The organism is Massilia sp. BSC265, from assembly GCF_000740675.1.
GTDB lineage: Bacteria > Pseudomonadota > Gammaproteobacteria > Burkholderiales > Burkholderiaceae_D > Telluria.
In genome coordinates this window covers 143614-170106 of record NZ_JPXI01000029.1, presented here as the reverse complement: position 1 = coordinate 170106, position 26493 = coordinate 143614, and the positions used below count along the sequence as shown (strand labels likewise).

25 protein-coding genes are annotated in these 26493 nt (G+C 67.2%); 17 read left to right on the top strand and 8 right to left on the bottom strand.

The features are described 5' to 3' along the window. The first annotated feature begins 58 nt into the window (after positions 1–58). The 6 genes from MA09_RS07900 to MA09_RS07880 all read left to right on the top strand — a co-directional run bounded on the left by MA09_RS07900 (position 59) and on the right by MA09_RS07880 (position 9283). Positions 59–1426 carry an oxygenase MpaB family protein gene (locus MA09_RS07900; protein ID WP_036246776.1) on the top strand — a complete coding sequence of 456 codons (1368 nt, stop codon included), beginning with the start codon at positions 59–61 and terminating at the stop codon, positions 1424–1426. After that, complete coding sequence (locus MA09_RS07895; protein ID WP_051933272.1) at positions 1423–4923, top strand: hybrid sensor histidine kinase/response regulator; 3501 nt, start codon at positions 1423–1425, stop codon at positions 4921–4923. Before MA09_RS07900 ends, MA09_RS07895 begins: the two co-directional genes overlap by 4 nt. Then, positions 4920–5873: a diguanylate cyclase gene (locus tag MA09_RS07890; RefSeq protein WP_051933271.1), complete on the top strand. Its 954-nt coding sequence runs from the start codon at positions 4920–4922 to the stop codon at positions 5871–5873. The genes MA09_RS07895 and MA09_RS07890 overlap by 4 nt, the downstream gene beginning before the upstream one ends. A 210-nt stretch (positions 5874–6083) precedes the next feature. Continuing rightward, complete coding sequence (locus MA09_RS24825) at positions 6084–6239, top strand: hypothetical protein (RefSeq protein ID WP_161783207.1); 156 nt, start codon at positions 6084–6086, stop codon at positions 6237–6239. 227 nt (positions 6240–6466) lie between these two features. Continuing rightward, positions 6467–7999: an MBOAT family protein gene (locus MA09_RS07885; protein ID WP_036246774.1), complete on the top strand. Its 1533-nt coding sequence runs from the start codon at positions 6467–6469 to the stop codon at positions 7997–7999. A gap of 9 nt (positions 8000–8008) precedes the next feature. Further along, on the top strand, positions 8009–9283 hold the full coding sequence (locus tag MA09_RS07880) for a hypothetical protein (RefSeq protein ID WP_036246773.1): 1275 nt from the start codon (positions 8009–8011) through the stop codon (positions 9281–9283). A 101-nt stretch (positions 9284–9384) separates the two neighbouring features. Here MA09_RS07880 and MA09_RS24505 read toward each other — a convergent pair whose 3' ends face one another. Together MA09_RS24505 and MA09_RS07870 are read right to left on the bottom strand one after the other, a co-directional pair. After that, complete coding sequence (locus MA09_RS24505) at positions 9385–10221, bottom strand: hypothetical protein (RefSeq protein WP_152594592.1); 837 nt, start codon at positions 10219–10221, stop codon at positions 9385–9387. Between the two features lie 361 nt (positions 10222–10582). After that, complete coding sequence (locus tag MA09_RS07870; protein WP_036246771.1) at positions 10583–11185, bottom strand: DedA family protein; 603 nt, start codon at positions 11183–11185, stop codon at positions 10583–10585. Between the two features lie 158 nt (positions 11186–11343). Between MA09_RS07870 and MA09_RS07865 the strand changes: the two genes are divergently transcribed. Further along, positions 11344–12333, top strand: coding sequence for a LysR substrate-binding domain-containing protein (locus MA09_RS07865; protein WP_051933270.1), 990 nt, complete (start codon positions 11344–11346; stop codon positions 12331–12333). A gap of 1 nt (position 12334) precedes the next feature. Here the strand turns inward: MA09_RS07865 and MA09_RS07860 are convergent, their stop codons facing one another. Together MA09_RS07860 and MA09_RS07855 are read right to left on the bottom strand one after the other, a co-directional pair. After that, positions 12335–12718, bottom strand: a complete 384-nt coding sequence (locus MA09_RS07860; RefSeq protein ID WP_036246770.1) for an OsmC family protein — start codon at positions 12716–12718, stop codon at positions 12335–12337. A 60-nt stretch (positions 12719–12778) separates the two neighbouring features. Beyond that, the gene (locus tag MA09_RS07855) at positions 12779–13480 is read right to left on the bottom strand and encodes a pirin family protein (protein ID WP_036246769.1); all 702 of its coding nucleotides are present in this window, start codon (positions 13478–13480) and stop codon (positions 12779–12781) included. Between the two features lie 240 nt (positions 13481–13720). Here MA09_RS07855 and MA09_RS07850 point away from each other — a divergent pair, with 240 nt between their 5' ends. The 3 genes from MA09_RS07850 (at position 13721) to MA09_RS07840 (ending at position 16813) form a co-directional block, all read left to right on the top strand. Then, positions 13721–14242, top strand: coding sequence for an ankyrin repeat domain-containing protein (locus tag MA09_RS07850; RefSeq protein WP_036246768.1), 522 nt, complete (start codon positions 13721–13723; stop codon positions 14240–14242). Between the two features lie 99 nt (positions 14243–14341). After that, a complete protein-coding gene (locus MA09_RS07845; protein ID WP_051933269.1) occupies positions 14342–16261 on the top strand; it encodes a bifunctional diguanylate cyclase/phosphodiesterase in 1920 nt (639 codons plus the stop codon). 57 nt (positions 16262–16318) lie between these two features. Next, on the top strand, positions 16319–16813 hold the full coding sequence (locus MA09_RS07840; protein ID WP_036246767.1) for a hypothetical protein: 495 nt from the start codon (positions 16319–16321) through the stop codon (positions 16811–16813). Here MA09_RS07840 and MA09_RS07835 read toward each other — a convergent pair. Next, positions 16779–17321 carry a GNAT family N-acetyltransferase gene (locus MA09_RS07835; RefSeq protein ID WP_051933268.1) on the bottom strand — a complete coding sequence of 181 codons (543 nt, stop codon included), beginning with the start codon at positions 17319–17321 and terminating at the stop codon, positions 16779–16781. The genes MA09_RS07840 and MA09_RS07835 overlap by 35 nt on opposite strands. A 286-nt stretch (positions 17322–17607) precedes the next feature. Next, positions 17608–17817, bottom strand: a complete 210-nt coding sequence (locus MA09_RS25020; protein ID WP_200883055.1) for a hypothetical protein — start codon at positions 17815–17817, stop codon at positions 17608–17610. Here MA09_RS25020 and MA09_RS07830 point away from each other — a divergent pair. Continuing rightward, positions 17745–18431 (top strand): LytTR family DNA-binding domain-containing protein, encoded by a 687-nt coding sequence (locus tag MA09_RS07830; RefSeq protein WP_229440608.1) that lies wholly within the window; start codon positions 17745–17747, stop codon positions 18429–18431. The two genes, MA09_RS25020 and MA09_RS07830, sit on opposite strands and share 73 nt — an antisense overlap. 9 nt (positions 18432–18440) lie before the next feature. Here the strand turns inward: MA09_RS07830 and MA09_RS07825 are convergent, their stop codons facing one another. Continuing rightward, positions 18441–19331: a LysR family transcriptional regulator gene (locus MA09_RS07825; protein ID WP_229440607.1), complete on the bottom strand. Its 891-nt coding sequence runs from the start codon at positions 19329–19331 to the stop codon at positions 18441–18443. A gap of 103 nt (positions 19332–19434) precedes the next feature. On the opposite strand from MA09_RS07825, the gene MA09_RS07820 reads away from it, so the two are divergent. The 3 genes from MA09_RS07820 (at position 19435) to purU (ending at position 21982) form a co-directional block, all read left to right on the top strand. After that, on the top strand, positions 19435–20427 hold the full coding sequence (locus MA09_RS07820) for an NAD-dependent epimerase/dehydratase family protein (protein ID WP_036246765.1): 993 nt from the start codon (positions 19435–19437) through the stop codon (positions 20425–20427). A 141-nt stretch (positions 20428–20568) separates the two neighbouring features. Beyond that, positions 20569–20919, top strand: a complete 351-nt coding sequence (locus MA09_RS07815; protein ID WP_036246764.1) for a hypothetical protein — start codon at positions 20569–20571, stop codon at positions 20917–20919. 142 nt (positions 20920–21061) lie between these two features. Then, positions 21062–21982 carry a formyltetrahydrofolate deformylase gene (gene purU / locus MA09_RS07810; RefSeq protein ID WP_051933267.1) on the top strand — a complete coding sequence of 307 codons (921 nt, stop codon included), beginning with the start codon at positions 21062–21064 and terminating at the stop codon, positions 21980–21982. A gap of 2 nt (positions 21983–21984) precedes the next feature. On the opposite strand, the gene MA09_RS07805 is transcribed toward purU, so the two are convergent. Then, positions 21985–23763, bottom strand: coding sequence for an ABC transporter ATP-binding protein/permease (locus tag MA09_RS07805; protein ID WP_036246763.1), 1779 nt, complete (start codon positions 23761–23763; stop codon positions 21985–21987). 193 nt (positions 23764–23956) lie between these two features. Between MA09_RS07805 and MA09_RS07800 the strand changes: the two genes are divergently transcribed. The 3 genes from MA09_RS07800 to MA09_RS07790 all read left to right on the top strand — a co-directional run bounded on the left by MA09_RS07800 (position 23957) and on the right by MA09_RS07790 (position 26419). Further along, on the top strand, positions 23957–25114 hold the full coding sequence (locus MA09_RS07800) for a GGDEF domain-containing protein (RefSeq protein ID WP_229440606.1): 1158 nt from the start codon (positions 23957–23959) through the stop codon (positions 25112–25114). A gap of 109 nt (positions 25115–25223) precedes the next feature. Further along, complete coding sequence (locus MA09_RS07795) at positions 25224–25628, top strand: hypothetical protein (protein WP_152594591.1); 405 nt, start codon at positions 25224–25226, stop codon at positions 25626–25628. Next, the gene (locus tag MA09_RS07790) at positions 25628–26419 is read left to right on the top strand and encodes a DUF2145 domain-containing protein (RefSeq protein ID WP_036246761.1); all 792 of its coding nucleotides are present in this window, start codon (positions 25628–25630) and stop codon (positions 26417–26419) included. The genes MA09_RS07795 and MA09_RS07790 overlap by 1 nt, the downstream gene beginning before the upstream one ends. Positions 26420–26493 lie beyond the last annotated feature (74 nt).

The window sequence follows — 26493 nt, the reverse complement described above, 5'->3', positions numbered from 1 at the left end:
GATGGCCGGGCGTTTGCCCGGCTTTCCGTTTTCCGTGAATCTTTCTGCTGGAGGCTGAATGAAGCGCGACGCTGTGCCCTTGACGTCCCCCTCGATGCGGGCCGACCCGCCTGCCGACGATGCCGTCGCCCGCATGCTCGCCGGCGCCGATGGGCCGCATGCGCTGGCCGCGCGGGTTGCGGCAATCAACCGCGAGATCGTGCGCTGGGAAAGCAACGGCGGCCTGGCCCGCTGGGCACCGGGGCCCGATCTCGATCCGCAGCTTGGCGCCGCGCTGAAGGACTACCTGGCGCGCTGTCCCGCACTGCCCGACTGGGCCGATGCGGCGAAGATCGAACGCGCCGAACGCCTGTTCATGGACATGAGCATGCTGTCCTGCACCCTGCTGTTCTGCGCCAGCCTGCCCGAGTGCTACGTGCTGCCCGACCTGTCCGCCGTGCTGCACGCGGCCGGCCAGCTGGAACGGCACACCGACTACCGGATCCGCTCCACCGCGGCCATGATCTTCCCGGTCATGATGCGCGGCGGCCTGACCACGCCCGAGGGCTTCGGGGTGGCCCAGGCGCTCAAGGTGCGCCTGATCCATGCCACCATTCGCTACCTGATCCTGCGCGGCACCCAGCCGCAGGTCGGACCGGAGGCGATGCCGCCCCTGCCGCCGCTGGCCCCGGCCGGCGGCGGCGTGTACCACGTGCTGTATGCGCACGGCTGGGACAGCGCGCGCGATGGCCTGCCCTGCAACCAGGAACAGCTGGCCTACACGCTCCTGACCTTTGGCTTCGTGTTCCTGCGCGGCCTGCGCCGCCTCGGCCTGGGCTTGAAGCGCGCCGACGAAGAAGCCTACCTGCATGCCTGGAACGTACTCGGCCACCTGCTCGGCATCGAGCGCGAGCTCATGGCCTGGACCATGGAGGAGGCCGAGGCACGCTTCGCCGAGCTCCAGACGCGTGGACGCAGGCAGCTGCGCCAGCCCGACCCGCGCCCCGCCCTGGCCGCGGCCCTCATGAAGGAAATGGAAGACCAGATCCCCTTGCGCGTACTCAAAGGCATGCCGATCCTGCTGACGCGCCGCCTGTGCGGCCTGGACGCCAGCGTCGACCTCGGCCTGAACAGCCGCGTGTCTTTGCCATCCCGCATGCTGTTCAAGCTCGGCTTCGGCGCCGTGCGCGCATTCGACGCCGTGGTGCGCCTGTTCGTGCCGGGCTTTTCGATCACCCGCATGCTCACGCGCGTGGCCGGCTACCGCCTGGTGACGCGCTTCCTGATGGACCAGACCCGCCCGCTGCGCCTGCCCGACGCCCTGCTCGGCCAGGTGGGCGACACCCTGGACCACTGGCGGCGCGACCCATGCGCGCCGGGCTGGCTGAACCGGGTCGAGGCCGGCCTTGCCGGCCGTTCCGCCAACGCCGAAAGAAGGTCCACATGATCGCTCCGGTCAACGCGCTGCGCGCGGCCGTTCGCAGGTACGTCCCGCTCGCCGTGCCGGCGCTGCTGGCCCTCGTGCTGCTCCTGTCTTCCCAGGCCGCACGCGCGGCCGCTACCGCGCCGCTCGAGCTCGGCCAGCATACGACCAGCATCGATACCTGGCCCGCCACGACGCTGCTGGTCGACGAGGGCGGCAAGCTCGACGCCGCCGCCGCGCTGGCTGCCGGCCACCGCTACGCGCCGCCGGACACCGCCCGCGGCGTCCTCAAGCTGGTCAAGGATCCTCACTGGGTGCGCATCCCCCTGCGGACGGCTCCGGATGCGCCGCACGACTGGGTGGTGCAGATCGACTTCGGGATGCTCGACCGGGTGGAGTTCTACCTGGAAGGCGGCGGCCACCTGCGCAAGATCGCCAGCAGCGGGCGCCTCCTGCCAGAGGACGGGGCGCTCAAGGGCCGGGTGCCGGCCGTGCCCCTGAAGCTGCAGCCGGGCGCCGAGTACACGCTGCTTGTGCGGGTCGACACCACGAGTTCGCGCATTGCGCCGATCAGCATCATGCAGCCTGACACCTACAACCGCACTGCGCTGGGCGAACAGATGCTGCAAGGCCTGCTGCTCGGCATCGCCCTGTGCCTGGTCGCCTACAGCCTGGGCCAATGGTTTGCCCTGCGCGAGTCGCTGTACGGCAAATACGCCATGTACGTAGGCGGCCTGACCGTCTATTCGCTGGTCTGGTTCGGCCTTGGCGAACAGTTCCTGTGGCGCGGCCACGAATGGTTGAGCAAGCACCTGCTCGGCATCGCGTCGCAGGTCGCCTCCGCCGGCGCCTATCTGTTCGTCGAACAGATCCTGGCGCGCCCCGGCAGGGGCCGCCACTTCAGCCGCATCATGAAGGCCGGCGCGGCATTGTGCCTGCTGGCCGGGCTGCTGTGGGCCGTGGACTTGATCAACCAGCGTACCCTGATGCTGTTCACCATGACGGTCGGCGCGGCCCCGATGTTCCTGGGCCTCCCCGGGGCCTGGCGCCGCATGCGCGCCGGCGACGAGATCGGCTTCTACTTCCTGTTCAGCTGGTTCTTCAGCTTCGGCGGCGCCGCGGTGCAGGGCCAGCTGGCGCTGGGTTTGTTGCCAGCAAACTTCTGGACCCTGCATTCGCTGCAGCTGGGCGTCACCATCGACATGCTGATGTTCATCCGCATGATCAGCCTGCGCAGCAAGGTCACCCGGCAAGCGATGCTGCGCGCCGAAGCGGAAGCGCGCATGAAGTCGCAATTCCTGGCGAACATGAGCCATGAGATCCGCACCCCGTTGAACGCCATCATCGGCATGAGCCGCCTGGCCCTGATGGCCGAGGCGCCGCCCAAGCTGCGCAACTACCTGAGCAAGATCCTGGGCGCCGGCGAGCACCTGCTGGGCCTCGTCAACGACATCCTCGACCACGCCAAGATGGAGGCCGGCAAGCTGACCATCGAAAAGGTCCCCTTCGACCTGAACGAGATGCTCGACCACCTGTCGAGCGTAACCGGCGTGAAGAGCGACGCCAAGGGCGTGGAACTGATCTTCCGCATCGGCGCCGGGGTGCCGCAACGCCTGGTGGGCGACCCGCTGCGCCTGGGCCAGGTGCTGGTCAACCTCACCGGCAATGCCGTCAAGTTCACCGAGCGCGGCGAGATCGTCGTGGCGGTCGAGCTGCGGGAGCAGGATGACAGTGGCGTTACCCTGGAATTCTCGGTCACCGACACCGGTATCGGCATGACGCCGGACGAGGTCGGCCGCCTGTTCCAATCCTTCACCCAGGCCGACAGCTCGACCACCCGCAAGTACGGCGGCACCGGCCTGGGCCTGTCGATCTCACGCCAGCTCGTCGAACTGATGGGTGGCCGCATCGCCGCCACCAGTGCACCAGGCACCGGCAGCCGCTTTGCCTTCACGGTGCCCCTCGGCATCGCCGATGGCCAGGCTGCCGTCGCCTTGCGCCGCGGCACCCTGCTCGACGTGCGCGCGCTGGTGGTGGACGACAGCGCCACCGCCCGCGCCGCACTGGCCGAGATGCTCGACAGCCTCGGCGTCCCGGCCGACACCGTTGCCTCCGGCGAGGAATGCCTGGCCGCGCTGGCGCGGGCCCGGGATGCCGGGCGGCCCTACGGCATCGTGCTGATGGACTACCTGATGCCGGGCCTGGACGGGGTCGAGACGATCCGCCGCATTCGCAGGACGGTGCGCGACAACGCGCCGCCGGCCATCCTCATGGTGTCGGTGTGCACCCGCGACGCCGTGCTGGAACAGGAAGGCGAGCTCCCGGTCGACGCCTTCCTGCACAAGCCGGTCGGTCCCGCCCTTCTGTACCACAGCATGCTGCAGGTGCTGCACCCGCAGCACGGGCTGCTCCACCCCGGCGCCGTCCCCGCGCCAGGCATTCCCTCGCTGGCCGACATCCCGCGCCTGGACGGCGCGCGCATCCTGCTAGCCGAGGACAATGCCAACAACCGCGAAGTCGCCCTGGACTTCATGGCCGCCGCGCGCATGCAGGTGGACGTCGCCTTCAATGGCGTGGATGCGGTGCGCATGGCACTGGCGGGCGACTATGACCTGGTACTGATGGACATCCAGATGCCGGGACTCGATGGCCTGGATGCCACCCGCGAGATCCGCAAGGATCCGCGCATGCGGGGGCTGCCGATCGTGGCCATGACCGCGCACGCCCTGCCGAGCGACCGCGTCAAGAGCCTGGATGCCGGCATGAACGACCACGTCACCAAGCCGATCGATCCCGACCTGCTGTTCTGTACCCTGCTCAAGTGGATCGACCCGGCGCGCCTGGCATGCCGCCCGCTCCCGGCCCCCGCCCAAGCGGCGCAGCCCGAGCCCGGGGCGGCCATGGGCCCATCCGCGCTGACAGCGCTGCCGGCAGTGCCGGGCCTGGATTGGCGCCAGGCGCTCGAGAGGGTCGACGGCCAGCGCAGCCGCCTTGAGAAACGCGCCCGCAGCTTCGTGCGCGAGTATGCCGAGGTCCCGCGGATCCTGCGCGAAGCGCTGGGCGGCGGCGACCACCAGAGCCTGCAGGCGCTGGCGCACAACCTGAAGTCGAGCGCCGCTTACGTGGGCGCCTTCGCGCTGGCGGCTGCCGCGCACCGCCTCGAGCAGGACCTGCGCAACGGCCAGGCCGAGGGCCTCGCGGCCCAGGTTCCCGAGCTGGTCTCGGCGGCGGAAACCGCGCTGGCGGCCCTGGCCCAGCTGGCCGATGCGGCGCAACCGCGCCGGGCCGACCCGGGCGCGCTGGCCGAACTGGTGATCCGCCTGCGCGGGCTGCTGGAAGCCGACGACGCACGCGCCGAGGACGCGCTGGGCGAACTCGAAGCGCTGCTGGCAGGCGACGCCCACGGCGAACAGTTGGCCATCATGCGGCGCGCCGTGCAGGAACTGGAATACGAGGCCGCGCTGGCTCCCCTGGCACGGTTGGCTGCCGGTCTTGAACTGAACAAGGAGGATGTGGCATGAACGGGGTCGAGATGCAAAAGGTGCTGGTGGCCGACGACGATGCGCTGAACCGCGACGTGCTGAGCGAACTGCTCAAGCCCGAGTACACCGTGCTGCTGGCGAAAAACGGCGCCCAGACCCTGGAACGGGCGATGCGCCACCTGCCCGACCTGATCCTGCTCGACGTCATGATGCCGGACATGGACGGCTACGAGGTGCTGCGCCGGCTGCGCGCCGACCCGCTGACCGAACACATCGCCGTGATCTTCATCTCGGGCCTGGACCTGCCCGAAGACGAAGCCAACGGCCTGAAGATGGGCGCCTCGGACTACATTACCAAGCCCTTCAACCAGACAGTGGTGATGGCGCGCGTGGCCCTGCACCTGCAGGTAGTGCGCCAGCGCAGGATGCTGGAACGGCTGGCCAACGTCGACGGCCTGACCGAGCTCGCCAACCGGCGCCGCTTCGACGAAGTCTATGCGCTCGAATGGCAGCGCGCGCGCAGGTCCCGCCACCCGCTGTCCCTGGCCCTGCTCGACGTCGACGCCTTCAAGCAGTACAACGACCGCTACGGCCACCCAGCCGGCGACCGCGCGCTGCGCGCCGTCGCGCGCCTGGCTGCCGGCACGATGCGCCGGCCGGCCGACCTGGCGGCCCGCTACGGCGGCGAAGAACTGGTGCTGCTGCTGCCGGAAACCGGCGCCGCCGAGGCGTGCCAGGTGGTATCGCAAATGCTCGCAGCCGTGGCCGGCCTCTCGATCGCACACGAAGCATCGAGCGTGGCGCCGGTGCTGACCGCCAGCGCCGGCGGCGCCACCCTGGAGCCCGGCGGGACGGAGACGGCCTCCGGGCTGTTCGACGCCGCAGACGCCGAGCTGTACCGCGCAAAACAGTCCGGGCGCAACCGCGTTTCCTGGCGCGAGCGCGGCCCCGACGGCGCCGGATACGCCCACCATCAACGCGCACTGTAGCGCGCACTACCGAAAAGCATCGTTTGCGCTTCCTTATCCCCCGTACGCCGGTCCTTACGCGAGCCGCATACCGCGCCATCGTGGTGCTGCACCCGCATGCCGGCGCCGGCCCGGTCCAGGCCAGAGTCCCGGTCATGGCCGAGCTGCCTCACCGCGGCGCGTGAAATTCGCGCCCCACCCCGCCTGCGCGCGCTGAGCCGCCTGGCCGGCATGCACGACCACGTCGCCAAGCCGATCGACCCGGACCTGCTGTTCCGTACCCTGCTGAACTGGATCGATCCGTCCCGGCTGCAGGGTCGCCCGATGCCGTCCGCGCCTGCAGCGCTGCCCGCGCAAGTACGCGACGGCCCCGATCGCCCTGCGTGAATCGCTCGGGGCTCGCGACAGCCAGCGCCTGCACTCGCCGGCACACGGGCTAGATGTATCTTTATTTCAACATTCGTCGACTACCGCTCTTCCAGTCGTTGCGAAACTTGGTTCTTTACTTTATTCTCCGGAAACGAGACTTGCACCTTTGTTAATAACGCTGACGTCATGTAGCGCCTCCTGCAGCCCGCGGACTTCCTGCACGGGCTTCCGTAGACTGGATCGGTATGCTTTTCAATTCCTTCACATTTCTTCTGCTGTTCTTGCCGATCACCGCAATCGTTTATTTTGTCTTGGCACGCAGGACTCGTGAAGGCGCCGCCGCATGGCTGGCACTAGCGTCGCTGGCATTCTACGGCTGGTGGAGCCTTTCTTATATCCCGCTGCTGCTTGCCTCGATCGTGTTCAACTACTCGGTCGGGCAGCGGATCAGCGCCGCGACCGGCCCCGCCCGCAAACGATGGCTCGTGTTCGCCCTGGCGGCCGACCTGGCCCTGCTCGGCTATTTCAAGTATGCCGATTTCTTCATCTCGGGTGTCAACCAGTTAACCGCCACCGAGTTCCCCGCACTCCATATCGTGCTGCCGGTCGGCATTTCATTCTTTACGTTCACCCAGATTGCGTATCTCGTCGATACCTACCAGGGAAAGGTAAACGAAACCAATTTTCTCCATTATCTGCTGTTCATTACCTATTTCCCGCATTTGATAGCAGGCCCGGTGCTCCACCATGCAGAAATGATGCCCCAGTTCGGGGCGGCCAGCAGCGCCCGTTTCTCGAGCAGGAACCTGGCGGTCGGGCTGAGCATCTTCACCATCGGTTTGGCGAAGAAAGTACTGATTGCAGATAACCTCGCTCCGCACGCGACCTTTCTTTTTGATCAAAGCGACATGTTTTCGCTCATTGTCGCCTGGGGAGGCGTGCTGGCTTATGCCTTCCAGCTCTACTTCGATTTCTCCGGATATTCCGACATGGCGATCGGTATTTCCTTGATTTTCGGCATCCGGCTTCCGCTGAACTTCGACTCGCCTTATAAGTCCGCCAATATCATCGAGTTCTGGCGGCGCTGGCATATGACCCTGTCCCGCTTCCTTCGGGACTACCTGTACGTGCCGCTGGGAGGCAATCGCAAGGGACCGGTACGCCGCTACGTCAACTTGTTGCTGACCATGCTGCTGGGAGGCCTGTGGCATGGCGCAGGGCTGAACTTCGTCATCTGGGGTGCGCTGCACGGTCTCTACCTCGTCATCAATCACACCTGGCATGCATTGGCAACAGCATTGCGTTTCCCCCGCACCTCACCCGCCTGGACCGTCTTCAGCATCGGGCTGACGTTCGCATCCGTATGCGTCGCCTGGGTATTCTTCCGCGCTTCGGATGTCGGCAAGGCATCCACCATCCTGCGGGGCATGGCCGGTGGCTTTGGAATCGGTCTGCCGGAGGCGATCGGCATGCAGCTCGGATCGCTGAGACCGCTCCTCGAACAATGGGGGATCACCTTCTATCTGGGAGGCGGCTCGCGCTTCCTGGAAACCTGGCAATGGATTGTCGTCGCCTCCGTGATCGCCTTCCTTTTTCCAAACACGCAACAAATCATGGCGAGATACGAAGCTGCGCTCCAGGGCGCAGCACGCCCTTATCCCGGCACCTGGCATATCTGGCGGCCTTCCCGGCGGTGGAGCCTGTACATCGGCGCCATCCTGTTCGGAAGCCTGCTATCGCTGAGCAGGCCTGCCGAGTTCCTTTATTTCCAGTTTTGAGAGACGCCGATGAACCAGATCCAGTACCTCGACGAGGATGCCGTCTACCTCGGCGACGCTACCGCGACAACTGACGAGCTGACGTTCGCGAAGTACACCGCATGGGCTGGCGCCATCGTCGCCGCCGCTTCCCTGCTGGTCATGCTGTTCGTCGCCATCGTCGATCCTTATCGGCTGTTCGGCCTGGTCGACGCGGAAGGCTTCAACCGCACCAAGCCCCTGCCTGAACAATATCGGGAGCAGATCAAGCTGGCCCAGGCCAAGGCCTTGCGACCGAATGCCTTGTTACTCGGGAATTCCCGCATCGAAGTCGGCCTCGACCCGGCAAGCCCATACCTGAGCGCGCACGGCTATTCAGCCTATAACCTCGCATTGGCCGGCACCACCTTGACCGTGGCACAGCGCATGTCCGATCAGATGCGTAGCCAGACCGCGCCGCCCGCATTGGCGCTGGTCGGCCTGGAGTTCCTGGACTTCCTCGTCAGTCCGTCTGCCGTGAAGCCGGAGCCAGTCAAACCGGAGGGCTGGCTGCATGCGTGGCAGTGGCGTTTCGACACGCTGTTTTCGATGAAATCCTTGTCCGATGCCTGGCGCACGCTGCGCCTGCAGACGACAACCAATCCCGAGACCATGACACCGCGCGGCCAGACTCCTTTGCATGAGTACAAGAACCATGCAGCCCGTGAAGGTTATCACCTGCTCTTCCAGCAGCGTGCGCAGGAAAACGCCAAGAACCTGGTGCGCAAGCCGCATCACCTCTACGGCCCGGACGGAACTTCCCCAAGCATCGACCGCCTGCGCCAGATGCTGGCGACGATGGCACGGGACGGCACCGAGGTCCATCTGGTGATCTATCCATATCACGCTCAATTGATGGCGATGTTCGAGGAAGCTGGACTGCAAACCGCACTGGAAGAGTGGAAGGCCCTGCTCGTCCGTGAGGTACAGGCAGTGCGAACCCGTCACCCGGGTGCGCGTATCCGGGTCTGGGACTTCAGCGGATACGGTTCGGTCCAATGCGAGCCGATTCCGGCACCGGGAGACACCCGCACCGCGACCCGGTTCTACTGGGAGGCCGGTCATTTCAAGACCAGCGTCGGCGAGCTGATCCAGCAGCGCATCCTGGGGGGAGCAGCCTCGTTCGGCGTTCCGCTGACGGCGGCCAGCCTACGGCAGAACGAGGAGCGCATCGCTGCCGAACGCGCCCAGTGCGCCGCCGCGCATCCGGAAGTGTTCGCCGGCGCCCGTTCGTTGATGAGCGCGGCTCGAAACCGGGTTCACTAGCACGATTCCGAGGTACACACGGCACCCTCCCCGCGTACGCATCCTTTGCGATGTTGCCGCCGCGTGCAATGCGGTGGACAGAGGGCCGTTGCGGGGGCCCCTCAACCCCGGCAGACCAGGCCGAAGCGGGTCGCCTCGCATCCGCGCTTGAGGCAGGCGGTCGCATGATAGCCCGCCGCGCGGCACAGGCGCAGCGTTTCGGCCAGCGGGCTTTCCGGATCGGGCTGTTCCGCGGGCACAGTGCGTGCCGGCGAGGCCGGCGCACGGGCGGCTACCTGTTCGCGCGCCGGTTTCGGCGCCTGCTTCTTCGTCTCCGCTCGGGTCCGTTTGGCGGGCGCCGCAGCGGCGACGCGGCGCTCCGGCACGCGCTTCGCCGCAGTCTGCTTCGGTGCTGGCGGCGTGACGGCTTTGGTACTCGCCGCCGTCGCGGCTGCGGCTGCCGCACCGGTCGCCGCCGGCGCCACGTCGGCCGGCCCTGCAGCATCCTGGCCTGCGCTTTCCTGCCCAGCACTCGCCAGCGGAGCGTCGACGTTTTCCGCACTCGCAGGCGCTGCTTCGGCCGGCGCCGCGGCCGCCGGTTCGGGCGGCAGCAATTTCAGCGGCGGGGGAGTTTCCATCTCCGGTTCGAAAACGGGTGCGGACGCCGGCAGCGGCGGAGCAGGCTGACTGGTCTGCGCCGGCGTATGGTCGGCCACCACCGCCAGCGTCGATTCCACCCTGGTTTCCTGCACCACCCACGCCGCCGTTCCCGCCACCGCCACGACAGCCGCCAGGCCCATCGTCCAGCCCAGCGCCTTGCGGCCCCAGCGTTCGGTCCAGGGCGGCGCTTCGGACTGCAAGGGAATCGACCAGTCCGGCTCAGGGCTGGAAAAGGAGCCGATCCCGGGAGCGATACGTGGTTCCGCGCGCGGCGTCTCGGGCGCAGGCGATGGTGCCATGCGAGGCGCGACATGGGGCGGGACGGACGGCCAAGGCTGTTGGGCGGTGCGCGGGGGCGCAGGTGTCACAACCGGCGGCCGGCTGCGCCAGACGCCGGCACGCTGGCGCACGGGCGCCTCCTGCACATCGGCCGGCGTTGTCGAATGGGGTGGCGCAAGGCCGGCCTGCGGCTGCGGCGGAGCAGCCTGGACGCGGCGTACCGGAGGCACGGGCAGACCGGACTGGCTGTCGCCGATGTCTTCCAACAATCGGTTCTTCATGGGTGGGACCTGCTGACGGACAGAACGAGTTTAGCCGAATCGCCGAAAACCTGCGTGCTGCGGTGCGCCACGCGCACCACAGCGGCACCTGCGACTTGACTCAGGCCTTGGCAGGACGGTGGGTGACGACCCGGTAGATATACCAGGCCAGCAGGATCCCGAAGATCCCCTTCGACACCGGATCGACGTACCTGCCCACCTGTTCATAATTGCTTTCAAGAAGGAAACCGGCGCCCGTGAGGACCCCGGTCCAGGCCAGCGAGCCGATCGTCGAGTACAACAGGAACTGGCCCCATGACATGCACGCCAGCCCGGCCGGCACCGAGATCAGGGTACGGATGGCCGGGATCAGGCGCCCGAACAGCACCACCGAGCGGCCATGCCGGTCGAAGGCGGCGATCGCCTGGTCGATGTCCGCGCTGCCGACCGTCATCCAGCGCGCGTGACGGTCGGCGAATGCCTTCAGGCGTTCCTTGCCGTACTTGCGTGCGCCCCAGTACCAGGGCAAGGCGCCCGAGATCGAGCCAGCCGTGCCCGCGGCCAGCACGCCGACCAGATTCAGGTCGCCACGTGCGACGACGAAGCCGGCAAAAGGCATGATCAGCTCGGACGGGATCGGCGGAAAGATGTTCTCAAGCGCCATCAGCAGGAAAACGCCGATATAGCCGCTCTTTTCCAGGAAGCTGGTGATGAACTCGAACATGGCGATCACGATTGACGGTAGCGATTCCACCTTACCATGTTGTCAAGAACGCTAGCGCTCGCCTGCGATACCTGGGTCCGACGTGGCGGCGGGCGCGCCGCTCCGGTACCATGCGGAAACCCGTCATTGAAATTCCGACAACAGGGAAAAGGAACGCAATGCTGAAGCTCAGCCTGGACGCACTCGAAATCGTCGACACCATCGCCCGCAAGGGTTCCTTCGCGGGCGCTGCGAAGGAGCTGTTCCGCGTGCCGTCCACCATTTCGTACACGGTCTCCAAGCTCGAAGACGACCTCGGCGTGCGCCTGTTCGACCGATTCGGCCCGAAGGTGGCCCTGACGGCGGCCGGCAAGGAACTGCTCAAGGAGGGCCGCTACCTGCTGCGCGCCGCGGGCGACCTGGAATCGCGCGTGCGCCGTGTCGCCTCCGGCTGGGAGACCGAGTTGGCGATCGGCATGGATTCGATGCTGGCACCAAGCGGTCTGCAGTCCGATATCGAAGCCTTCTACGAAGCGGCAGACCACACCCGGCTGCGCCTGGTGAGCGAAGTGCTGTCCGGCACCTGGGACGCGCTGCTCGACCGCCGGGTCGACCTGCTGGTGGGCGCTGCCGGCGAAGGCCCGTCGGGGGGCGGCTATACCGCCGAGCCCCTCGGTAGCAGCCGCTTCGTGTTCGCAGTGGCGCCCGGGCACCCGCTGGCCGCCATCGACCGTCCGCTGGAGAAGGCCGACCTGCTCGACTATCGTGCCGTCGCGGTATCGGACTCGGCGCGTCAGCTCGGTGCCCGCACGGTGGGTCTGCTGTCCGGCCAGGACACGCTGGCGGTGCCGGACATGGAAACCAAGTACGCTTTCCAGCTGCGCGGCATCGGGTTCGGCTTCCTGCCCGAAGCCTGGGCGCGGCCCGCCATCGAAGCCGGGCTGTTGGTGGAGAAGGAAGTCGTCGAGCCGAAGCCGGACGAGACCTTCTACCTGGCCTGGCGCAGCGGCGAGGAAGGCGCCGGCCTGGCCTGGTGGCTGAAACGCATGCGCGAAAGCGCGCCCTTCGAACGCATGATCACCCGCCACTGCCACGAGGCACAGCTGGTTCAGGCGGGGCGCGCAACGTCATCGAAGGTGCTCCCCGGATACAAGGTCGTGCCCGGGTAGTTCAGACCGCCTCGGTCACGATCGCGATGCTGCCCGACAGGGTCTTGTGGACAGGACACTTGCTGGCAATGTCGGTAAGGCGCTGGCGGTCGTCAGGCCCGAGTGCCCCAACGTAGTCGATGTAGCGCCGGAAAGCGTAGCCGCCCCCTTCCGGACCATGGGTGATGCGCACCCGCACGTCATCCAGCGGCATGCCCTTGCGCCTTGCATACATCGTCACCGTCAGCGTGGTGCATGCTGCCAGCGCAGCGGCCAGCAGGTCGTGCGGCTCCGCACCCGTGTCCTCGCCGCCGAAGGCCTCCGGCGCGTCGCTCAGCAGCCGGTGCCGGCCGATCGTGATCACCTGCTGCAGTTTGCCGCTGCCTTTTTGTGCGGTCACCTCCATCGCATTCCCCTTGTCTCTGGTGGCGCGGGTTCCCCGCGCCTTGTTCCTGGCTGCCCGGATTTACTGCGGCAGATCGAAAAGCAGGATTTCGGCCGCATCCGCCCGCTCCAGGCGTACCGCTTCCTCCTCGGTGATCTTCAGCGCGTCGCCGCCCCGCAGATCGACGCCGTTGACCGTGGCGCCGCCGCGGACCACGTGGACGTAGGCCTGGCGGCCCGTTGCCAGCGGATGGGTCAGCGCGTCGTCGCCGTTCATGATCGTGGCGTAGATCGACGCGTCCTGGCGCATCGACACCGAACCCTCGCGTCCGTCGTTCGAGGCGATCAGGCGCAGGCGGCCCTGCTTCGAGGCGGTGTCGAAATGCTTCTCTTCATAGCCCGGCGGCTCGTTGGTGGTGTACGGCTCGATCCAGATCTGCAGGAAGTGTACGCCCTCCTCCTTCGAGTGGTTGTACTCGCTGTGGACCACGCCGCTGCCGGCGCTCATGCGCTGCACGTCGCCGTAGCGCAGCACCGAACCGTTGCCCATGCTGTCCTTGTGCTCCAGCGCGCCTTCCAGGACATACGAGATGATCTCCATGTTGCGGTGGCCGTGCGAGTCGAAGCCGCGGCCCGGCGCGACCCGGTCCTCGTTGATGACGCGCAGCGGACCGAAACCCATGTGCTTCAGATCGTAGTAATGGCCAAACGAGAAGCTGTGCTGGGATTTCAGCCAGCCGAAGCTGGCGGCGCCGCGTTCATTGCTTTTACGTACGTCCAACATCGTGTTCTCCTTGTAATGAATTAACATCGAACGTTTCGAACTTCGCGCATGCCTTCTTGCTCACTGTTGCGTCGCCGTCGTTCGATGCGATGGAGCCATTATGCGCGCCGGCTGCAGCATCAAAAAACGAGTAATTTACCGCTTATTCATCGAAATTTTCGAACATCAATCGCCGGCGCGTGCTCCCCATGTTCGCGCCCTATGGTCTAATCGCGGGGAGCACAAGTGATGGAGCCGACAATGCAGCCTGTCCCGCCCGACCCGAGCACGCTGGACGAAGCAACGCTTGCCTTCGTGCGCACGGTCTTCCAGCATGCGCGCGCCGGCGAGACTGCGGCGCTGGCCTCGCTGCTGGCGCAGGGCCTGCCACCGAACCTGCGCAACGAACGGGGCGACAGCTTGCTGATGCTGGCCTGCTACCATGGCCACGCCGACACTGCACGCGTGCTCCTCGAGCACGGCGCCGACCCGGAACTGATGAACGATGCCGGCCAGACACCGCTGGCCGGTGCCGCCTTCAAGGGCGACCTGGCGATCGCAACCATGCTGCTGGACCATGGCGCCGGTGTCGCCACGGCCGGCCCGAACGGCAAGAATGCCCTGATGTTCGCCGCCATGTTCAACCGCACCGAGATCGCCCGGCTATTGCTGGAACGCGGCGCCGATCCGCATGCGCTCGATGCGGACGGCGTCAGCGCCCTGGCGGCGGCCCGGCGCATGGGTGCACAGGATACGGTGGCCTTACTGGCCGGCCTGGCCTGAGGCTTGCGCCGTTCGTTTGCTCGCAGCAACGTTGCAAACTAGTCGTGGTTCTGGCGTAATACCTTCTAGGAACCCATCGGTTCGGCAAGGCAAACACACATGGAACGACCCCGCATTCCGCTCGACGAAGCACAGCGTCTCGCCGCCCTGCACGCCACCCGGCTGCTCGGCAGCGCACCCGAAGAGACTTTCGACCGCATCACCCGCACGGCGGCGCGCCTGCTCGGTGTGCCGATCGCCCTGGTGTCCCTGATCGACAAGGACCGCCAGTGGTTCAAGTCGCGTACCGGCTTGGACGCGTGCGAGACCACGCGCGAGATTTCCTTCTGCGGCCATGCGATCCTCACCGATGAGCCCTTCGTCGTGCCGGACGCGGCCCAGGACGTGCGCTTCCACGACAATCCGCTCGTGACCGGCTCCATGCACCTGCGCTTCTACGCGGGCGTGCAGCTGTATTCGGTGGACCGCAAGAAGATCGGTACCCTGTGCGTCATCGACAGCAAGCCGCGCCAGCTCGGCTCCGGCGACCTCGACGCCCTGCGCGACCTGGCCCGTATGGTCGAGCAGCTGGTCTACCACCGCCAGCTCGCCATGGCGGCGCAGTCGCTCAGCGAGCGACTGCACGACGCGCCCCGGACGCCGGGCGGCAGCGCCCCTGCCAACGGTGAACTGGCCTGGCTGGTCGCCCACGACCTCCTGACCGGGCTGCCGAACCGGCAGGCCATGCTGCGCGCTATTCAGGGCAGCATTGCCGGATGGCGTACCGATGGCACGCCGGCGCTGGTCGCCTGCATCAACGTCGACCGCTTCAAGCGCTTCAACGAAACGCTCGGCCATCGTGCCGGCGACGACATCCTGGTGGGCCTTGCGACCAGCCTGCAGTCGCTGCTGCGCGAAGGCGACATGCTGGCACGCGCCGGCAGCGACGAATTCCTGCTGCTGCTGCATGCGCGCGGCGAACATCCCGAGCCCGAAACTACCCTCCCACGCGCACTGGATCGCATCATGGCGGCGGCCAACCGTGCGGTGCCGACGCCCGACGGCGAGATCGCCTTGACTTGCAGCATCGGCACCACCCAGCTTCCGCTGGACGGGGACGATGCCGACGCCCTGCTCAACAATGCCGTCACCGCGATGCGCCACGCCAAGGCCCAGGGCCGCGGCGCCATCCAGCGCTTCACGCCCGACCTGCGTACCGAGCACGGACGCCGCCTTACTCTGGAAAGCCACTTGCGGCGCGCCATCGCCCAGGACGAGCTGTTCGTGCAATACCAGCCCAAGGTCGACCTGCGCAGCGGGTTGCTGGCCGGCTTCGAGGCCCTGGTGCGCTGGCGCCATCCGGAATTCGGCGTCATCCCGCCCGACGAGTTCATTCCCATTGCCGAGGAAAGCGGCATGATTGTGCCGATCGGCGAGTGGGTGCTGCGCAGCGCGGTGACCCAGCTGGCCGCCTGGCGCGCCGAGGGCCTGACGCTGGCCCCGGTCGCGGTCAACCTGTCGGCCCGCCAGTTCCTGCAAAGCGACGTGATCGCGACGGTCGGCGCGCTGCTCGAACAGTCGGCGTTGGCGCCGGGGCTGCTGGAACTCGAGCTGACCGAAAGCGTGTCGATGGCCGACCCGGAACGCAGCGTGGTCGTGATGCGCGGGCTGGGCAGCCTTGGCGTGATGCTGAGCATCGACGACTTCGGCACGGGCTATTCGAGCTTCGGCTACCTGCGCCGCCTGCCGCTCGACAAGCTCAAGATCGACAAGTCCTTCGTGCAGGACATGGCGCACAGCGCGGAGTCGTCCGCGATCGTGCAGGCGATCGTCGCGATGGCGCACCGCCTGCAACTGGCCGTGATTGCCGAAGGCGTCGAGACGGCCGACCAGGTGGCCGCCCTGCGCAAGGCCGATTGCGACCAGATCCAGGGCTATTACTATTCCCGGCCGTTGGCGGCGGCCGATTGCGCTGGCTTCATCCGACAGTACGCGGCCGGCCCGGGCTTCGGATTGCCTGCCTGCCGGGCCGAGGCATGAACGCGCCAGGCTTGCCGATATAATCCTGCGGTTGCGTAACCAACCCGAAGGATGACGATGAAAGCCTTGCCCCTGTTTTTGCCGCTGTTCCTGCCGCTGTTCCTGCTGTCGCATGCCGCCGTGGCCGACGATTCCGGCACGCCGGACCACGCTATCCTGAAATGCCGCGCACTTGCCGATACCGGCGCACGCCTGGCCTGCTACGACGCGATCCAGCTCCGAGCCAGTCCGCAGCTGGCGGCCACCGCGGCGGCGCCGCCGGCCGCGCCGCTGCGCACCAGGGAAGAGAACTTCGGCATCGAACTGAAGAAGCAGCGCGAGGACGAGCCGAAGTCGATTACCTCGACCGTCGCGGGCGACTTCCAGGGCTGGGGGCCGTCCTCGCAGATCCGCCTCGCCAACGGCCAGGTATGGCGCATCGTGGACGGCAGCGAAGCGGTGCTCCCGCCCATGCGCAACCCGAAGGTCACCATCGAGCGCAACATGTTCGGCACCCTGTTCCTGAAGGTCGAAGGGACTAACAGCTCTGCGAAGGTGCGCCGGGTGCAGTGAGCACGCTCACCATATAACGCGCCCCGCCCGCATAACTCGCCAGGGCGGCGCGCGCCTCCGGGCAGCTGGTCCCGGCGGCTTCGTAGCCGAGCGCCGTCCAGAAGCCGGCGGTATCCTGCACCGAGACCAGCGCCGACGCGTTCAGGCCCTGTTCGCGCGCCTGCGCCAGCAGGTGGCCGACCAGCCAGCGCGCCAGCCCGCGTCCATGCGCACGCGGCGCAAGCGCCAGGTCGTGCAGGTAGAGCGTGTCCGCATCGGGCGCAGCGTCGAATTCCGCGCCGAGCGGTGTCACATGGCCCCGCCTGCTGGGGCAGGCGAACAGGTAGCCGCATAGGCCCTCCCCATCCTCCACGATGACACAGGTTTCTCCGGCGGCTCGCATGCGCGCCAGTAGCACCTCGGCCGCTTCCTGCATCGCCGGCGGGTAGCAGGCCGCCTGCACGGCGAGGATGGCATCGAGGTCGTCGGGGCGCATGGCGCGGATGTGGTGGGCGTACGCACGCTGCATGATTCGGACGGACAAAGGACGGGATGGTAGCACGCCGGCGGCCGCCTTCGTCGTTGATGCCCGGCGTTTCAGATTCGGCCTGCTAGTAGGCGGTGTAGGTGTCTGGTTCGATTCGGGTCGGTCCTTCAAGAACATGCGCCGCTTCTTGCTCGGAGCGCTATTCGGTGTGCTGGGCGCATTTGCCGGCATCGCGCCAGGCGACGCGCGGCCCTCGGCAGAACAGATGCCCATACTCATGCGCATCGTCCCGCTAGTGGCAATCGTCGGCCTGCTGGTTGCCGTGCCGCTACTGATCCTCGGGCTCTACCGGCGCCGCCGGCATGCGGCACTCATGGAGCTGCTGAAGCGGGATGCCGAGCGCGAGCGCCTGGCGCGCGAGCTGAGCGAATCGAAGTTGCGCATGCTGCGCGGCATGCTGGCCAGGTGCTGGCCCGAAGCGCAGGTCGTGCTGCAAGCCGAGAACGGCAACGATGCCTGGGATGGCTTCCTGGAACACGAGCCGGACGTGTATTCCTCGACATCCGCATGCCGGGCCCGTCGGGCCTGGAAGTGGCCGAACGCATCGGCCATTGCGCCCATGTGGTCTTCGTCACGGCCTACGACCAGTACGCCGTCGACGCGCTCGACGCGCTCGACGCCGGTGCGGTCGACTATCTCCTCAAGCCGGAGCAGCTGGACCGCATGGAGCGGGCCGTTGCGCGCATCCGCGCCAAATTCCGAGAGGCGCCGGCCGACCTGGGCGACCTGCTGCGTCACCTGAAGAACGCCCTGCCGGGCGTCCGTGCCGGGAAGATGAAGTGGATCAAGGCGACGGTCGGCAAGCAGATCCGCCTGATCGACGTCGACGAGGTACTGTACTTCCCGTCGGACAGCAAGTACACGCGGGTGGTGCTGCCCGGTCCGGAAGCGCTGGTGCGCATCCCGCTGAAGGACCTGCTGGGAGGGCTCGACCGCGACCGTTTCGGGCAGATCCACCGGACGACACTGGTCAACGTCGGCACCATCGCCGCCGTCGAGCGCCTGGACGCCGAGCGCATGCAGGTGCTGCTGCGCGGATGCGCCGAAAAGCTGCCGGTGAGCCGGACCTTCACGCACCTGTTCGGGGACTGAAAGCCGGCGTCATTCCGGTGCGTTCCCTGCATGGGCGCTCAAGGCCTGCACCAGCGCGTCGAAGGTGACGCGGCAGCGCGGGCTGTGGCGTAGATCCTCATGCATCGTCACCCAGGTCTCGAGCGGCAACGTGAAATCGTCTGCCAGCACCCGTACCAGCCCGGGCGCACGGCGCGCCAGCGGCACCTGGCAGATGCCGATGCCGGCGCCGACGCGGATCAGCGCCAGCTGGGCCGCATCACTGTCGGTACGCAGCGCCAGGCGCGCGTGTGCGAATTGCGGCCAGCGCTTCAGTCCGGCGCGTACGAAGGGTGACGGGCGGTCGTAGCCGATCAGCGCATGCCCGGACAGCTCCTCGACGCTGGCAGGCATGCCGTGGCGCGCGACGTAGCCCGCGCTGGCGTACAGGCCAAGATCGACCGCGCCGACGCGGCGCGCCACCAGCTGCCCCTGGCTCGGGCGCGCCATCCGTACCGCGACGTCCGCTTCGCGCTGCAGCAGGTCCTGGATCTCGTTCGACAGCAGGAGCTCGACCTTCAACTCCGGATAGCGGCGCCGCAAGTCCGCCAGCACCGCCGGCATCACTTCCAGGCCGATCACTTCGCTCGCGGTGACGCGAACCACCCCGCGCACGCCATCGCCATAGCTCGCCGCGGTACGTTCCAGCGCGGCCACCGTGCTCTCCAGAGCCCGGGCGTGCGGCTGCAGCGCCAGTGCCGCTTCGGTCGGCAGCAGGCCGCTCTGCGAGCGCGTGAACAGGACGAGCCCGAGCGCCGCCTCGAGCGTGGCAATGTGCCGCCCGACGGTCGGCTGGGCCATGCCGAGCACGCGCGCCGCGCCTGACAGCGAGCCCTCGCGCAGCACCGCCAGAAAAGACCTGTACAGCTCCCATTCGATCATCCGCCCCCTATACATAAATGCATAGCCGCTACGTCACGTTATGCAATTCCATTTTGCCCTAGCTTGAACGAGGATGTTGACATGGTCAACACAGGAGGCAAACATGGAAAAAACGGAAACGGCGCTGGTTCTCGGCGCAAACGGGGGGATTGGCGGCGAGGTCGCGCGGCAGTTGAGGGATGCAGGCTGGAAAGTGCGGGCACTGACGCGCCGTCCGGCGTCGCACACCGCGCCCGGGGGCCTCGACTGGCTGCGCGGCGACGCGCTATCGGCCGCCGACGTGCTGGCCGCCGCGCGCGGTTGCGCCCTGATCGTCCACGCGGTCAACCCGCCCGGCTACCGCAACTGGGCTGGCCAGGTCCTGCCAATGCTGCGCAATACGATCGCCGCGGCGGACGCGGCCGGCGCCACGGTGCTCCTGCCGGGTACCGTCTACAACTACGGCCCGGATGCCTTCCCCAGCGTGGCCGAGGACGCACCGCAGCAACCGCAGACCCGCAAAGGAACCCTGCGGATGCAGATGGAGGCCGAACTGGAAGCCTGGTGCCGGCGCGGCGGCCACGCGGTGGTGCTGCGCGCCGGCGATTACTTCGGGCCGCGTTCCGGCAACAGCTGGCTTGCCCAGGGTCTGGTCAAGCCCGGCCGCCCGCTCGCACGCATCGCCAATCCGGGTACGGCCGGTATCGGCCACCAGTGGGCCTACCTGCCTGATGTCGCCGCCGCCATGATTGCCCTCGTCAGCCGGCGCGACGCGCTCGCTCCGTTCGCGCGCTTTCACTTCGGCGGGCACTGGGATCCGGACGGCACGGCGATGGTAGCCGCGCTCCAGCGCGTCGCCGCGCGCCACGGGCTGGAGGCGCCGGTCCGCGCCTTTCCCTGGTACCTGGTGCGCCTTCTTGCGCCGTTCAATGAGACCATGCGCGAACTGCTGGAGATGCGCTACCTGTGGCAACAGCCGCTACGTCTGGACAATTCCCGCCTGCTGGCGACGCTCGGCTACGAGCCGCATACACCGTTGGAGAAGGCAATCGAAACGACACTGGCAGGCCTTGGCTGCCTGCCTGAACGTTCGCCCGGGATGGCGCATGCAAGCTGACGATGCGATCCGGATTTTCCGGCGCTGGTAAGCCAACACGCGATTCCGTCATTCCGGAGCTTGTGAAATTGCCTCTGTTATATAATTCACACAAAAGGGATCCGTCCTTGGGCGTCCGCCTATTTTCGGACAGAAAGCCATATGACAACTGGCAGCAACAAGGAGGTGCGGGATCGCCTCCCGCGCGACGACGCGGACAGCCACGGTCAAGTCCAGGGCGTGCCCAGCGCCGGTTCGGTCGAGGGCAACAGCTACCATCCGCTCGGCGAGTCCGGCGTCCGCCACTGGCAGGCCAGTCAGACCTCGCGCCCCGGCTACGAGGAAGAACAGGTGCTGGGCCGCAACTGCCGCTTCCTGCAGGGCGAGCAGGCCGATCCGCACACTCTGGAAGAAGTCCGGAATGCCCTGCGCGAACGGCGCTCGTTTCCCCCTCGCTCATCAGTCGTGCGCTCCTTGACGGGGACGACCGTATTTGCCATGCTGATAGAATAGCAACGTCTGCATCGTCCACAAGGCTTGCACGGCGGCGCCACCGGCATGCGGCCACCCATCGCACTGCCGTTCCCCGCCACCGGCTACAGCGCAGGCGTCACACCTACCGATCGCTTCATTGCACGCAAAGACAGGACGACGCATGACCCCGCACTTGACCCCGAACTCGACTCCGAACGAAAGCGCCAGGGCGCCGCACGCGCCGACCGAGTACATCCTCAACGCCAGCTGCCGCGCCGGCATCGGCATCGTGGCCGCCGTCGCCACCTTCCTGGCCGAGCGCGACTGCTACATCTGCGCGCTGGAACAGTTCGACGACGATTCCACCGAGCGCTTCTACATGCGCGCCGTGTTCCGCCTGCAGGCGGGCTCCCCCAGTATTGCAAACATCCGCGAGCAGTTCGGCGAGGGCTGCGCCGCCCGCCTCGAGATGCAGTGGAAGATCCACGACCCGGCCGACGCGGTGAAGACCGTGATCATGGTGTCGAAGGACGACCACTGCCTCGACGACCTGCTCTACCGCCGCCGCAACGGCGAGCTCAACATGTCGATCACGGCGGTGGTGTCGAACCACCTCGACCTGCGCCCGATGGTCGAGCGCGAAGGCATCCGCTTCATCTTCCTGCCGGTCACGAAGGAGAACAAGGCGCAGCAGGAAGCCCGGCTGCTGGAAGTGGTCGAGGAAACCGGCGCCGAACTGGTGATCCTGGCACGCTACATGCAAATCCTGTCCGACGAACTGGCGCGCCGCCTGGCGGGACGCTGCATCAACATCCACCACTCCTTCCTGCCCGGCTTCAAGGGCGCCAAGCCCTACCACCAGGCCTTCGACCGGGGCGTTAAGCTGATCGGCGCCACCGCCCACTACGTGACGCCGGACCTCGACGAAGGCCCGATCATCGAACAGATGGTCACCCGGGTCGACCACAATTTCCGGCCGGAGCAGCTGGTGCGCGTGGGACGCGACAACGAATGCATGGCCCTGGCCGCGGCGGTGAAGTTCCACATCGAGCGCAGGGTCTTCCTGCATGGGAACAAGACCATCGTTTTCAGAGGTCCGTAAGTCTACCGCCCAGCATCCTTGTCCATGCGCTGCTGCAGCAGCCACAGTCGTGCATACGCCCCCTTGCGGCGCAGCAGCTCGGCGTGGTTGCCCTGCTCGACGATGCGGCCACGGTCCATCACCACGATCGTGTGCGCGTTGACGATGGTCGACAGACGGTGCGCGATCACGAGCGTGGTGCGGTTCCGCGAAAGCCGGTCGAGCTCGCGCGTGATCGCATGCTCCGAGTCGGCGTCGAGCGCCGAGGTGGCTTCATCGAAGATCAAAATCGGCGGATTCTTGAGCACCGCGCGCGCGATGGCGATGCGCTGCTTTTCGCCGCCCGACAGGTTTACCCCGCGCTCGCCCACCGGCGTCTCGTACTTGTCCGGCAGCGAGTCGATCACCTGGTGCAGGTGGGCGGCGCGGCAGGCCGCCTCCACGTCCTCGCGCGTGCTACCGCTGCGCCCGTAGGCGATGTTGCTGCCGATCGTGTCGTTGAACAGCGCCGTTTCCTGCGGCACCACGCCGATGGCCATGCGCACGCTGGCCACAAGGCACTGTCGGATGTCCTGGCCGTCCACCAGGATGCGCCCGTTGGCGGGGTCGTAGTAGCGCAGCAGCAGGCGCGCCAGCGTCGACTTGCCCGAGCCGCTGCGCCCGACCACGGCCAGCGTCGTCCCCGGCGCGATGCGCAGGCTGACGTCGACCAGCACCGGACGGGCCGCCTCGTAATGGAAGCTGACATGCTCGAATACCACTTCGCCCGCGGTGGCCCGCAATGGCGGCGCGCCCGGCGCGTCGGCGATCTCGGGACGCTCGCGCAGCAGTTCGAACAGGCGCTCCGCATTCACCCAGGCGTCGCGCGCCTCCCGGTAGACGAAACCCAGCGCGTTGAGCGGCAGGCAGACCTGCAGCGCATAGGCATTGATCAGGACCAGGTCGCCCACACTCATGCTGCGCGCCAGCACCGCCTGGCCCGCCAGCACCATGATGGCGGCCACGCCCAACGCGATGATCGCGCTCTGCCCGACATGCAGGGTGAACAGGGCGCGCTGGTTGGCCCGGCCGGCATCGGCCCAGTCGGCCATGATGGCGCCGAAGCGCTGCGTCTCGCGCGCCTCGCCGTTGAAATACTTGACCGTGTCGTAGTTGATCAGGCTGTCCGCCAACCGACCCTTGGCGGTGGAATCGAGCTTGTTCACGCGCCGCTGGTAAACCACGCGGCGCGCCGTGAACACCAGCGTGAAGCCGGCGTAGACCAGGAAGGTCGCCAGGATAATTCCTGCAAAGCCTGCGGCATAACGGTTGAGCATGATGGCCAGCACCAGCCCGATTTCGACCAGGGTCGGCACGATCGTGAACAGGCCCACGCCAAGCAGGAAGGCGATGCCGCCGGTTCCCCGGTCGATGTCCGGCAGCAGGCTGCCGAGCTTGCGCTGCGCATGGAAGCGCGGGCCCAGCGCGTGGAGGTGCGAGAATGTCTTTTGAGCATAGGCCGATACCGCGGCAAGGGTAACCCGCACGAACAGCAGGTCGCGCCACTCGTTGAACAGGGTGGACGAGAAGCGCAGCAGCGCATAGCCCACCAGCAGGTAGAGCGGCAACGCGGCGGGCAGGCTTGCCTGGGAAAAGGCGTCGATGATCCGCTTGAGCAGCAGCGGCACCGCGACCGTGGCGAGCTTGGCAACCAGCAGCAGGACCACCGCCCCCGCGATGCGCCAGCGGTGGCGCTCCAGCACCTGCCACAGCTCGGCGCTGATGCGGCCGCCATGCCCCGCTTCTTCGCTACTGCCTGCCATCGCTGCGTCTCCTGAACACCTTGGCGATTGGACCCGGCACAGGCGAGCAACGTTCAATTTCCGCCGCGCCGACATCGACCCGCATCGTTCCGACCAACAAAAAAAATTTCCTTGAGTTACATTGCGTGACTATGTTGGAGCCTTGCAAATGCGACAATCGAATTGTGCAGTTTGCAACCCGCAAGAGATCACCGTGCTTCATCCCTCCGCTCCCAACTCCCTGTCCATCGCCCCGCTCAGCGCCGAGTTCACCGACCGCAGCACCGAAACCGCCTATCACGCCTACCACCGCGAACGCACCCGCGTACAGCTGGCCTCTACCTTGCTGTTCTGTAGCCTGTACTTCCTCGGATTCTTCGCGACCGACCTGGCGGCGCTCGGCATGGTTGCGGACGCGGCGCTGCTGCTGGGTGCGCGCCTCTTGGTAGCCGTGACCGCGGGTAGCTGCGCCTGGCTGGCCTGGCGCAGTCCCCTCTCTACCGGAGCGGCCTGGCGGGCGGCCACCGTGGCGGAAGCCGTGGCCCTGGCCTGCTTCATGTTCATCGCCTTCCACCGTCCCGGCGAGTTCCATTGGCACGCGATGTCGCTGGGCGTCATGCTGCTGGTAATCTACCTGTATATCCCCAACCGCTTCGCCCACGCCCTGGGCATCGCCGCGGCGGCGACCGCGGGCTTCCTGGCGCTGACCCTGGCCCATGCGGACATGGGGTTCGCCGACCTGCTGACCATGGGCATGCTGCTCGCGCTTGTGAATACCTTCGGGGCACTGGCGGCGCGCCGCTACCACATCGTGGCGCGCGAGGAATACCGCGCCCAGCGGGTCCTGCAGCACGCGGCCGAGCGCGACTACCTCAGCGGCTGCTACAACCGGCGCTACCTGCACGAGCGCCTGATGGGAGCCGGCTCGCACCAGGCCGGGCCCGTTGCCGTGATCCTGTGCGACATCGACAACTTCAAGCAGGTCAACGACACGCATGGCCACGCGGCCGGCGATGCCGTGCTGCTCCAGCTCTCGAAGCTGCTGCAGGCCGTGGCGCGAGAGGGCCACGACAGCGTGGTGCGCTACGGCGGCGAGGAATTCCTGCTGGTGCTTCCCGCTACGGGGCTCGATGCCGCGGTCCACCTGGCGGAATGGCTGCGCGCGCGCTTCGGCGCGACACCCATCGATACCGGCGCCGAAGGCACATCGGTCTTTGCCACGGCCAGCTTCGGCGTGGCGAGCGGCGCGGACGCGTCCCTCGCCATCCTGATCGACGCCGCCGACAAGCTCATGTACGCCGCCAAGCGCAACGGGCGCGACCGCGTCGAGGCCCTGGCGCTTCATGCGCATGGCATGGCCGCCGCCGCTTAGGTATCGGGAACCGATACCGCGGCGTCAATCCGATGCTACTCCGTCGGCCATTCTTGCACCCTTGGCGCGGGCTGCGGATGATGCCTGCACATTCACAACGGAGCTCACCATGAAACGGATGATCCTTTCCGCGCTGCTCGGCCTGGCCTGCACCACCAGCCAGGCGAACGGCCACGCCGGCCAGTCGGAACTGTCCAATGCCAGCGCCAACCTGTCCGGCGTCGTCGTGGGCGGTTCGATCCTCACCCTGGCGGCTGCCGGCAGCGTGGTGGTCGCCAGCGTCAGGACGGTGGCCGATGGCATCGAGATCGTGCTGGTGGGCGCAGCCGACGCCAGCCGCGCCACGGTACGCCTGTCCGGCCAGGCTGCAGGCGGCGTCTCGATCGCCGCCGGCACCACGCTCGCAGTCGTGACCGCATCGACCGGCTACGTGCTGGTCATGTCGGGCAAGGCCCTGGCCTTCCTGCCGAACGAAGCGGGCAAGGCCCTGCTGCACCATTCGAGGGCGGGCTGATGGATCGCTGCTTCCTGGGTGCGGCCGCCTTGGCTCTGGCCTGTGCCGGCAGCACGCCGGCCATGGCAGGCCGGCCCTGCGAGGAACGCCCCCTCGCCCCGCACGAAGTCGTGCTGTCGATGGACCTGGCCCAGCGCACGGTACAGGCGCTCGACGCCAGCGGCGCCCAGGTCGCCCTGCTCTCGCGCGCCGGCCAGGACCTGAGCCGCTACCGCCTGCGCTACTCGCACATGGGCATCGTGGTGCGCGACCACCCCAAAGGGCGCTGGACCGTCGTGCATGCCCTGAACGACTGCGGCACTGCCGTATCGAACCTGTACGACGAAGGCATGGGCAACTTCTTCCTGACCGACCTCTACCGGCACGAAGCGCAGCTGGTGATCCCCGGTTCCGAACTGCAGGCCAGGCTGGCCAGGGTGGCGTCCAGCCGCACACCGATCCGCCTGCACGAGCCGAACTACAGCATGCTGTCCTACGTGTATTCGACCAGGTACCAGAACTCGAACCAGTGGGTGCTGGAGACGCTCGCCGCCGCGGCCGCTCCGGCAGGCCAGGTCGAGACCCGGCAGGAGGCCCAGAAATGGCTGCGCTCGATCGGCTTCCAGCCGCCGACCGTGGAAGTCCCGGCGGCAGTGCGCCTGGGCGCCCGCATGTTCCGCGCCAACGTGGCCTTCGACGATCACCCCTTCGACCGCCGCATGGCCGGGCAGATCGATACCGTCAGTACCGACGCCGTGCTGCGTCTGGTCCGCATGGTGGACCCGCAGGCCAGGACGCTGACCGTCGATTGACCTCGTCGAGCTCGATCGTACGTGTGTAAACTAACCGAACAGCTTGGGACTGGCGGTTAAGGTAGTGGCTTCGC

Coding starts and splice junctions, on each gene's coding strand:
- MA09_RS07880 (WP_036246773.1), top strand. CDS start 8,009: ATGAACCAGATCCAGTACCTCGACGAGGATGCCGTCTACCTCGGCGAC.
- MA09_RS07790 (WP_036246761.1), top strand. CDS start 25,628: ATGGATCGCTGCTTCCTGGGTGCGGCCGCCTTGGCTCTGGCCTGTGCC.
- MA09_RS07900 (WP_036246776.1), top strand. CDS start 59: ATGAAGCGCGACGCTGTGCCCTTGACGTCCCCCTCGATGCGGGCCGAC.
- MA09_RS07815 (WP_036246764.1), top strand. CDS start 20,569: ATGACAACTGGCAGCAACAAGGAGGTGCGGGATCGCCTCCCGCGCGAC.
- MA09_RS07885 (WP_036246774.1), top strand. CDS start 6,467: ATGCTTTTCAATTCCTTCACATTTCTTCTGCTGTTCTTGCCGATCACC.
- MA09_RS07895 (WP_051933272.1), top strand. CDS start 1,423: ATGATCGCTCCGGTCAACGCGCTGCGCGCGGCCGTTCGCAGGTACGTC.
- MA09_RS07845 (WP_051933269.1), top strand. CDS start 14,342: ATGGAACGACCCCGCATTCCGCTCGACGAAGCACAGCGTCTCGCCGCC.
- MA09_RS07890 (WP_051933271.1), top strand. CDS start 4,920: ATGAACGGGGTCGAGATGCAAAAGGTGCTGGTGGCCGACGACGATGCG.
- MA09_RS07865 (WP_051933270.1), top strand. CDS start 11,344: ATGCTGAAGCTCAGCCTGGACGCACTCGAAATCGTCGACACCATCGCC.
- MA09_RS07855 (WP_036246769.1), bottom strand. CDS start 13,480: ATGTTGGACGTACGTAAAAGCAATGAACGCGGCGCCGCCAGCTTCGGC.
- MA09_RS07870 (WP_036246771.1), bottom strand. CDS start 11,185: ATGTTCGAGTTCATCACCAGCTTCCTGGAAAAGAGCGGCTATATCGGC.
- MA09_RS07860 (WP_036246770.1), bottom strand. CDS start 12,718: ATGGAGGTGACCGCACAAAAAGGCAGCGGCAAACTGCAGCAGGTGATC.
- purU (WP_051933267.1), top strand. CDS start 21,062: ATGACCCCGCACTTGACCCCGAACTCGACTCCGAACGAAAGCGCCAGG.
- MA09_RS07805 (WP_036246763.1), bottom strand. CDS start 23,763: ATGGCAGGCAGTAGCGAAGAAGCGGGGCATGGCGGCCGCATCAGCGCC.
- MA09_RS07850 (WP_036246768.1), top strand. CDS start 13,721: ATGCAGCCTGTCCCGCCCGACCCGAGCACGCTGGACGAAGCAACGCTT.
- MA09_RS24825 (WP_161783207.1), top strand. CDS start 6,084: ATGCACGACCACGTCGCCAAGCCGATCGACCCGGACCTGCTGTTCCGT.
- MA09_RS07825 (WP_229440607.1), bottom strand. CDS start 19,331: ATGATCGAATGGGAGCTGTACAGGTCTTTTCTGGCGGTGCTGCGCGAG.
- MA09_RS07795 (WP_152594591.1), top strand. CDS start 25,224: ATGAAACGGATGATCCTTTCCGCGCTGCTCGGCCTGGCCTGCACCACC.
- MA09_RS07835 (WP_051933268.1), bottom strand. CDS start 17,321: ATGCAGCGTGCGTACGCCCACCACATCCGCGCCATGCGCCCCGACGAC.
- MA09_RS07840 (WP_036246767.1), top strand. CDS start 16,319: ATGAAAGCCTTGCCCCTGTTTTTGCCGCTGTTCCTGCCGCTGTTCCTG.
- MA09_RS24505 (WP_152594592.1), bottom strand. CDS start 10,221: ATGGCACCATCGCCTGCGCCCGAGACGCCGCGCGCGGAACCACGTATC.
- MA09_RS07820 (WP_036246765.1), top strand. CDS start 19,435: ATGGAAAAAACGGAAACGGCGCTGGTTCTCGGCGCAAACGGGGGGATT.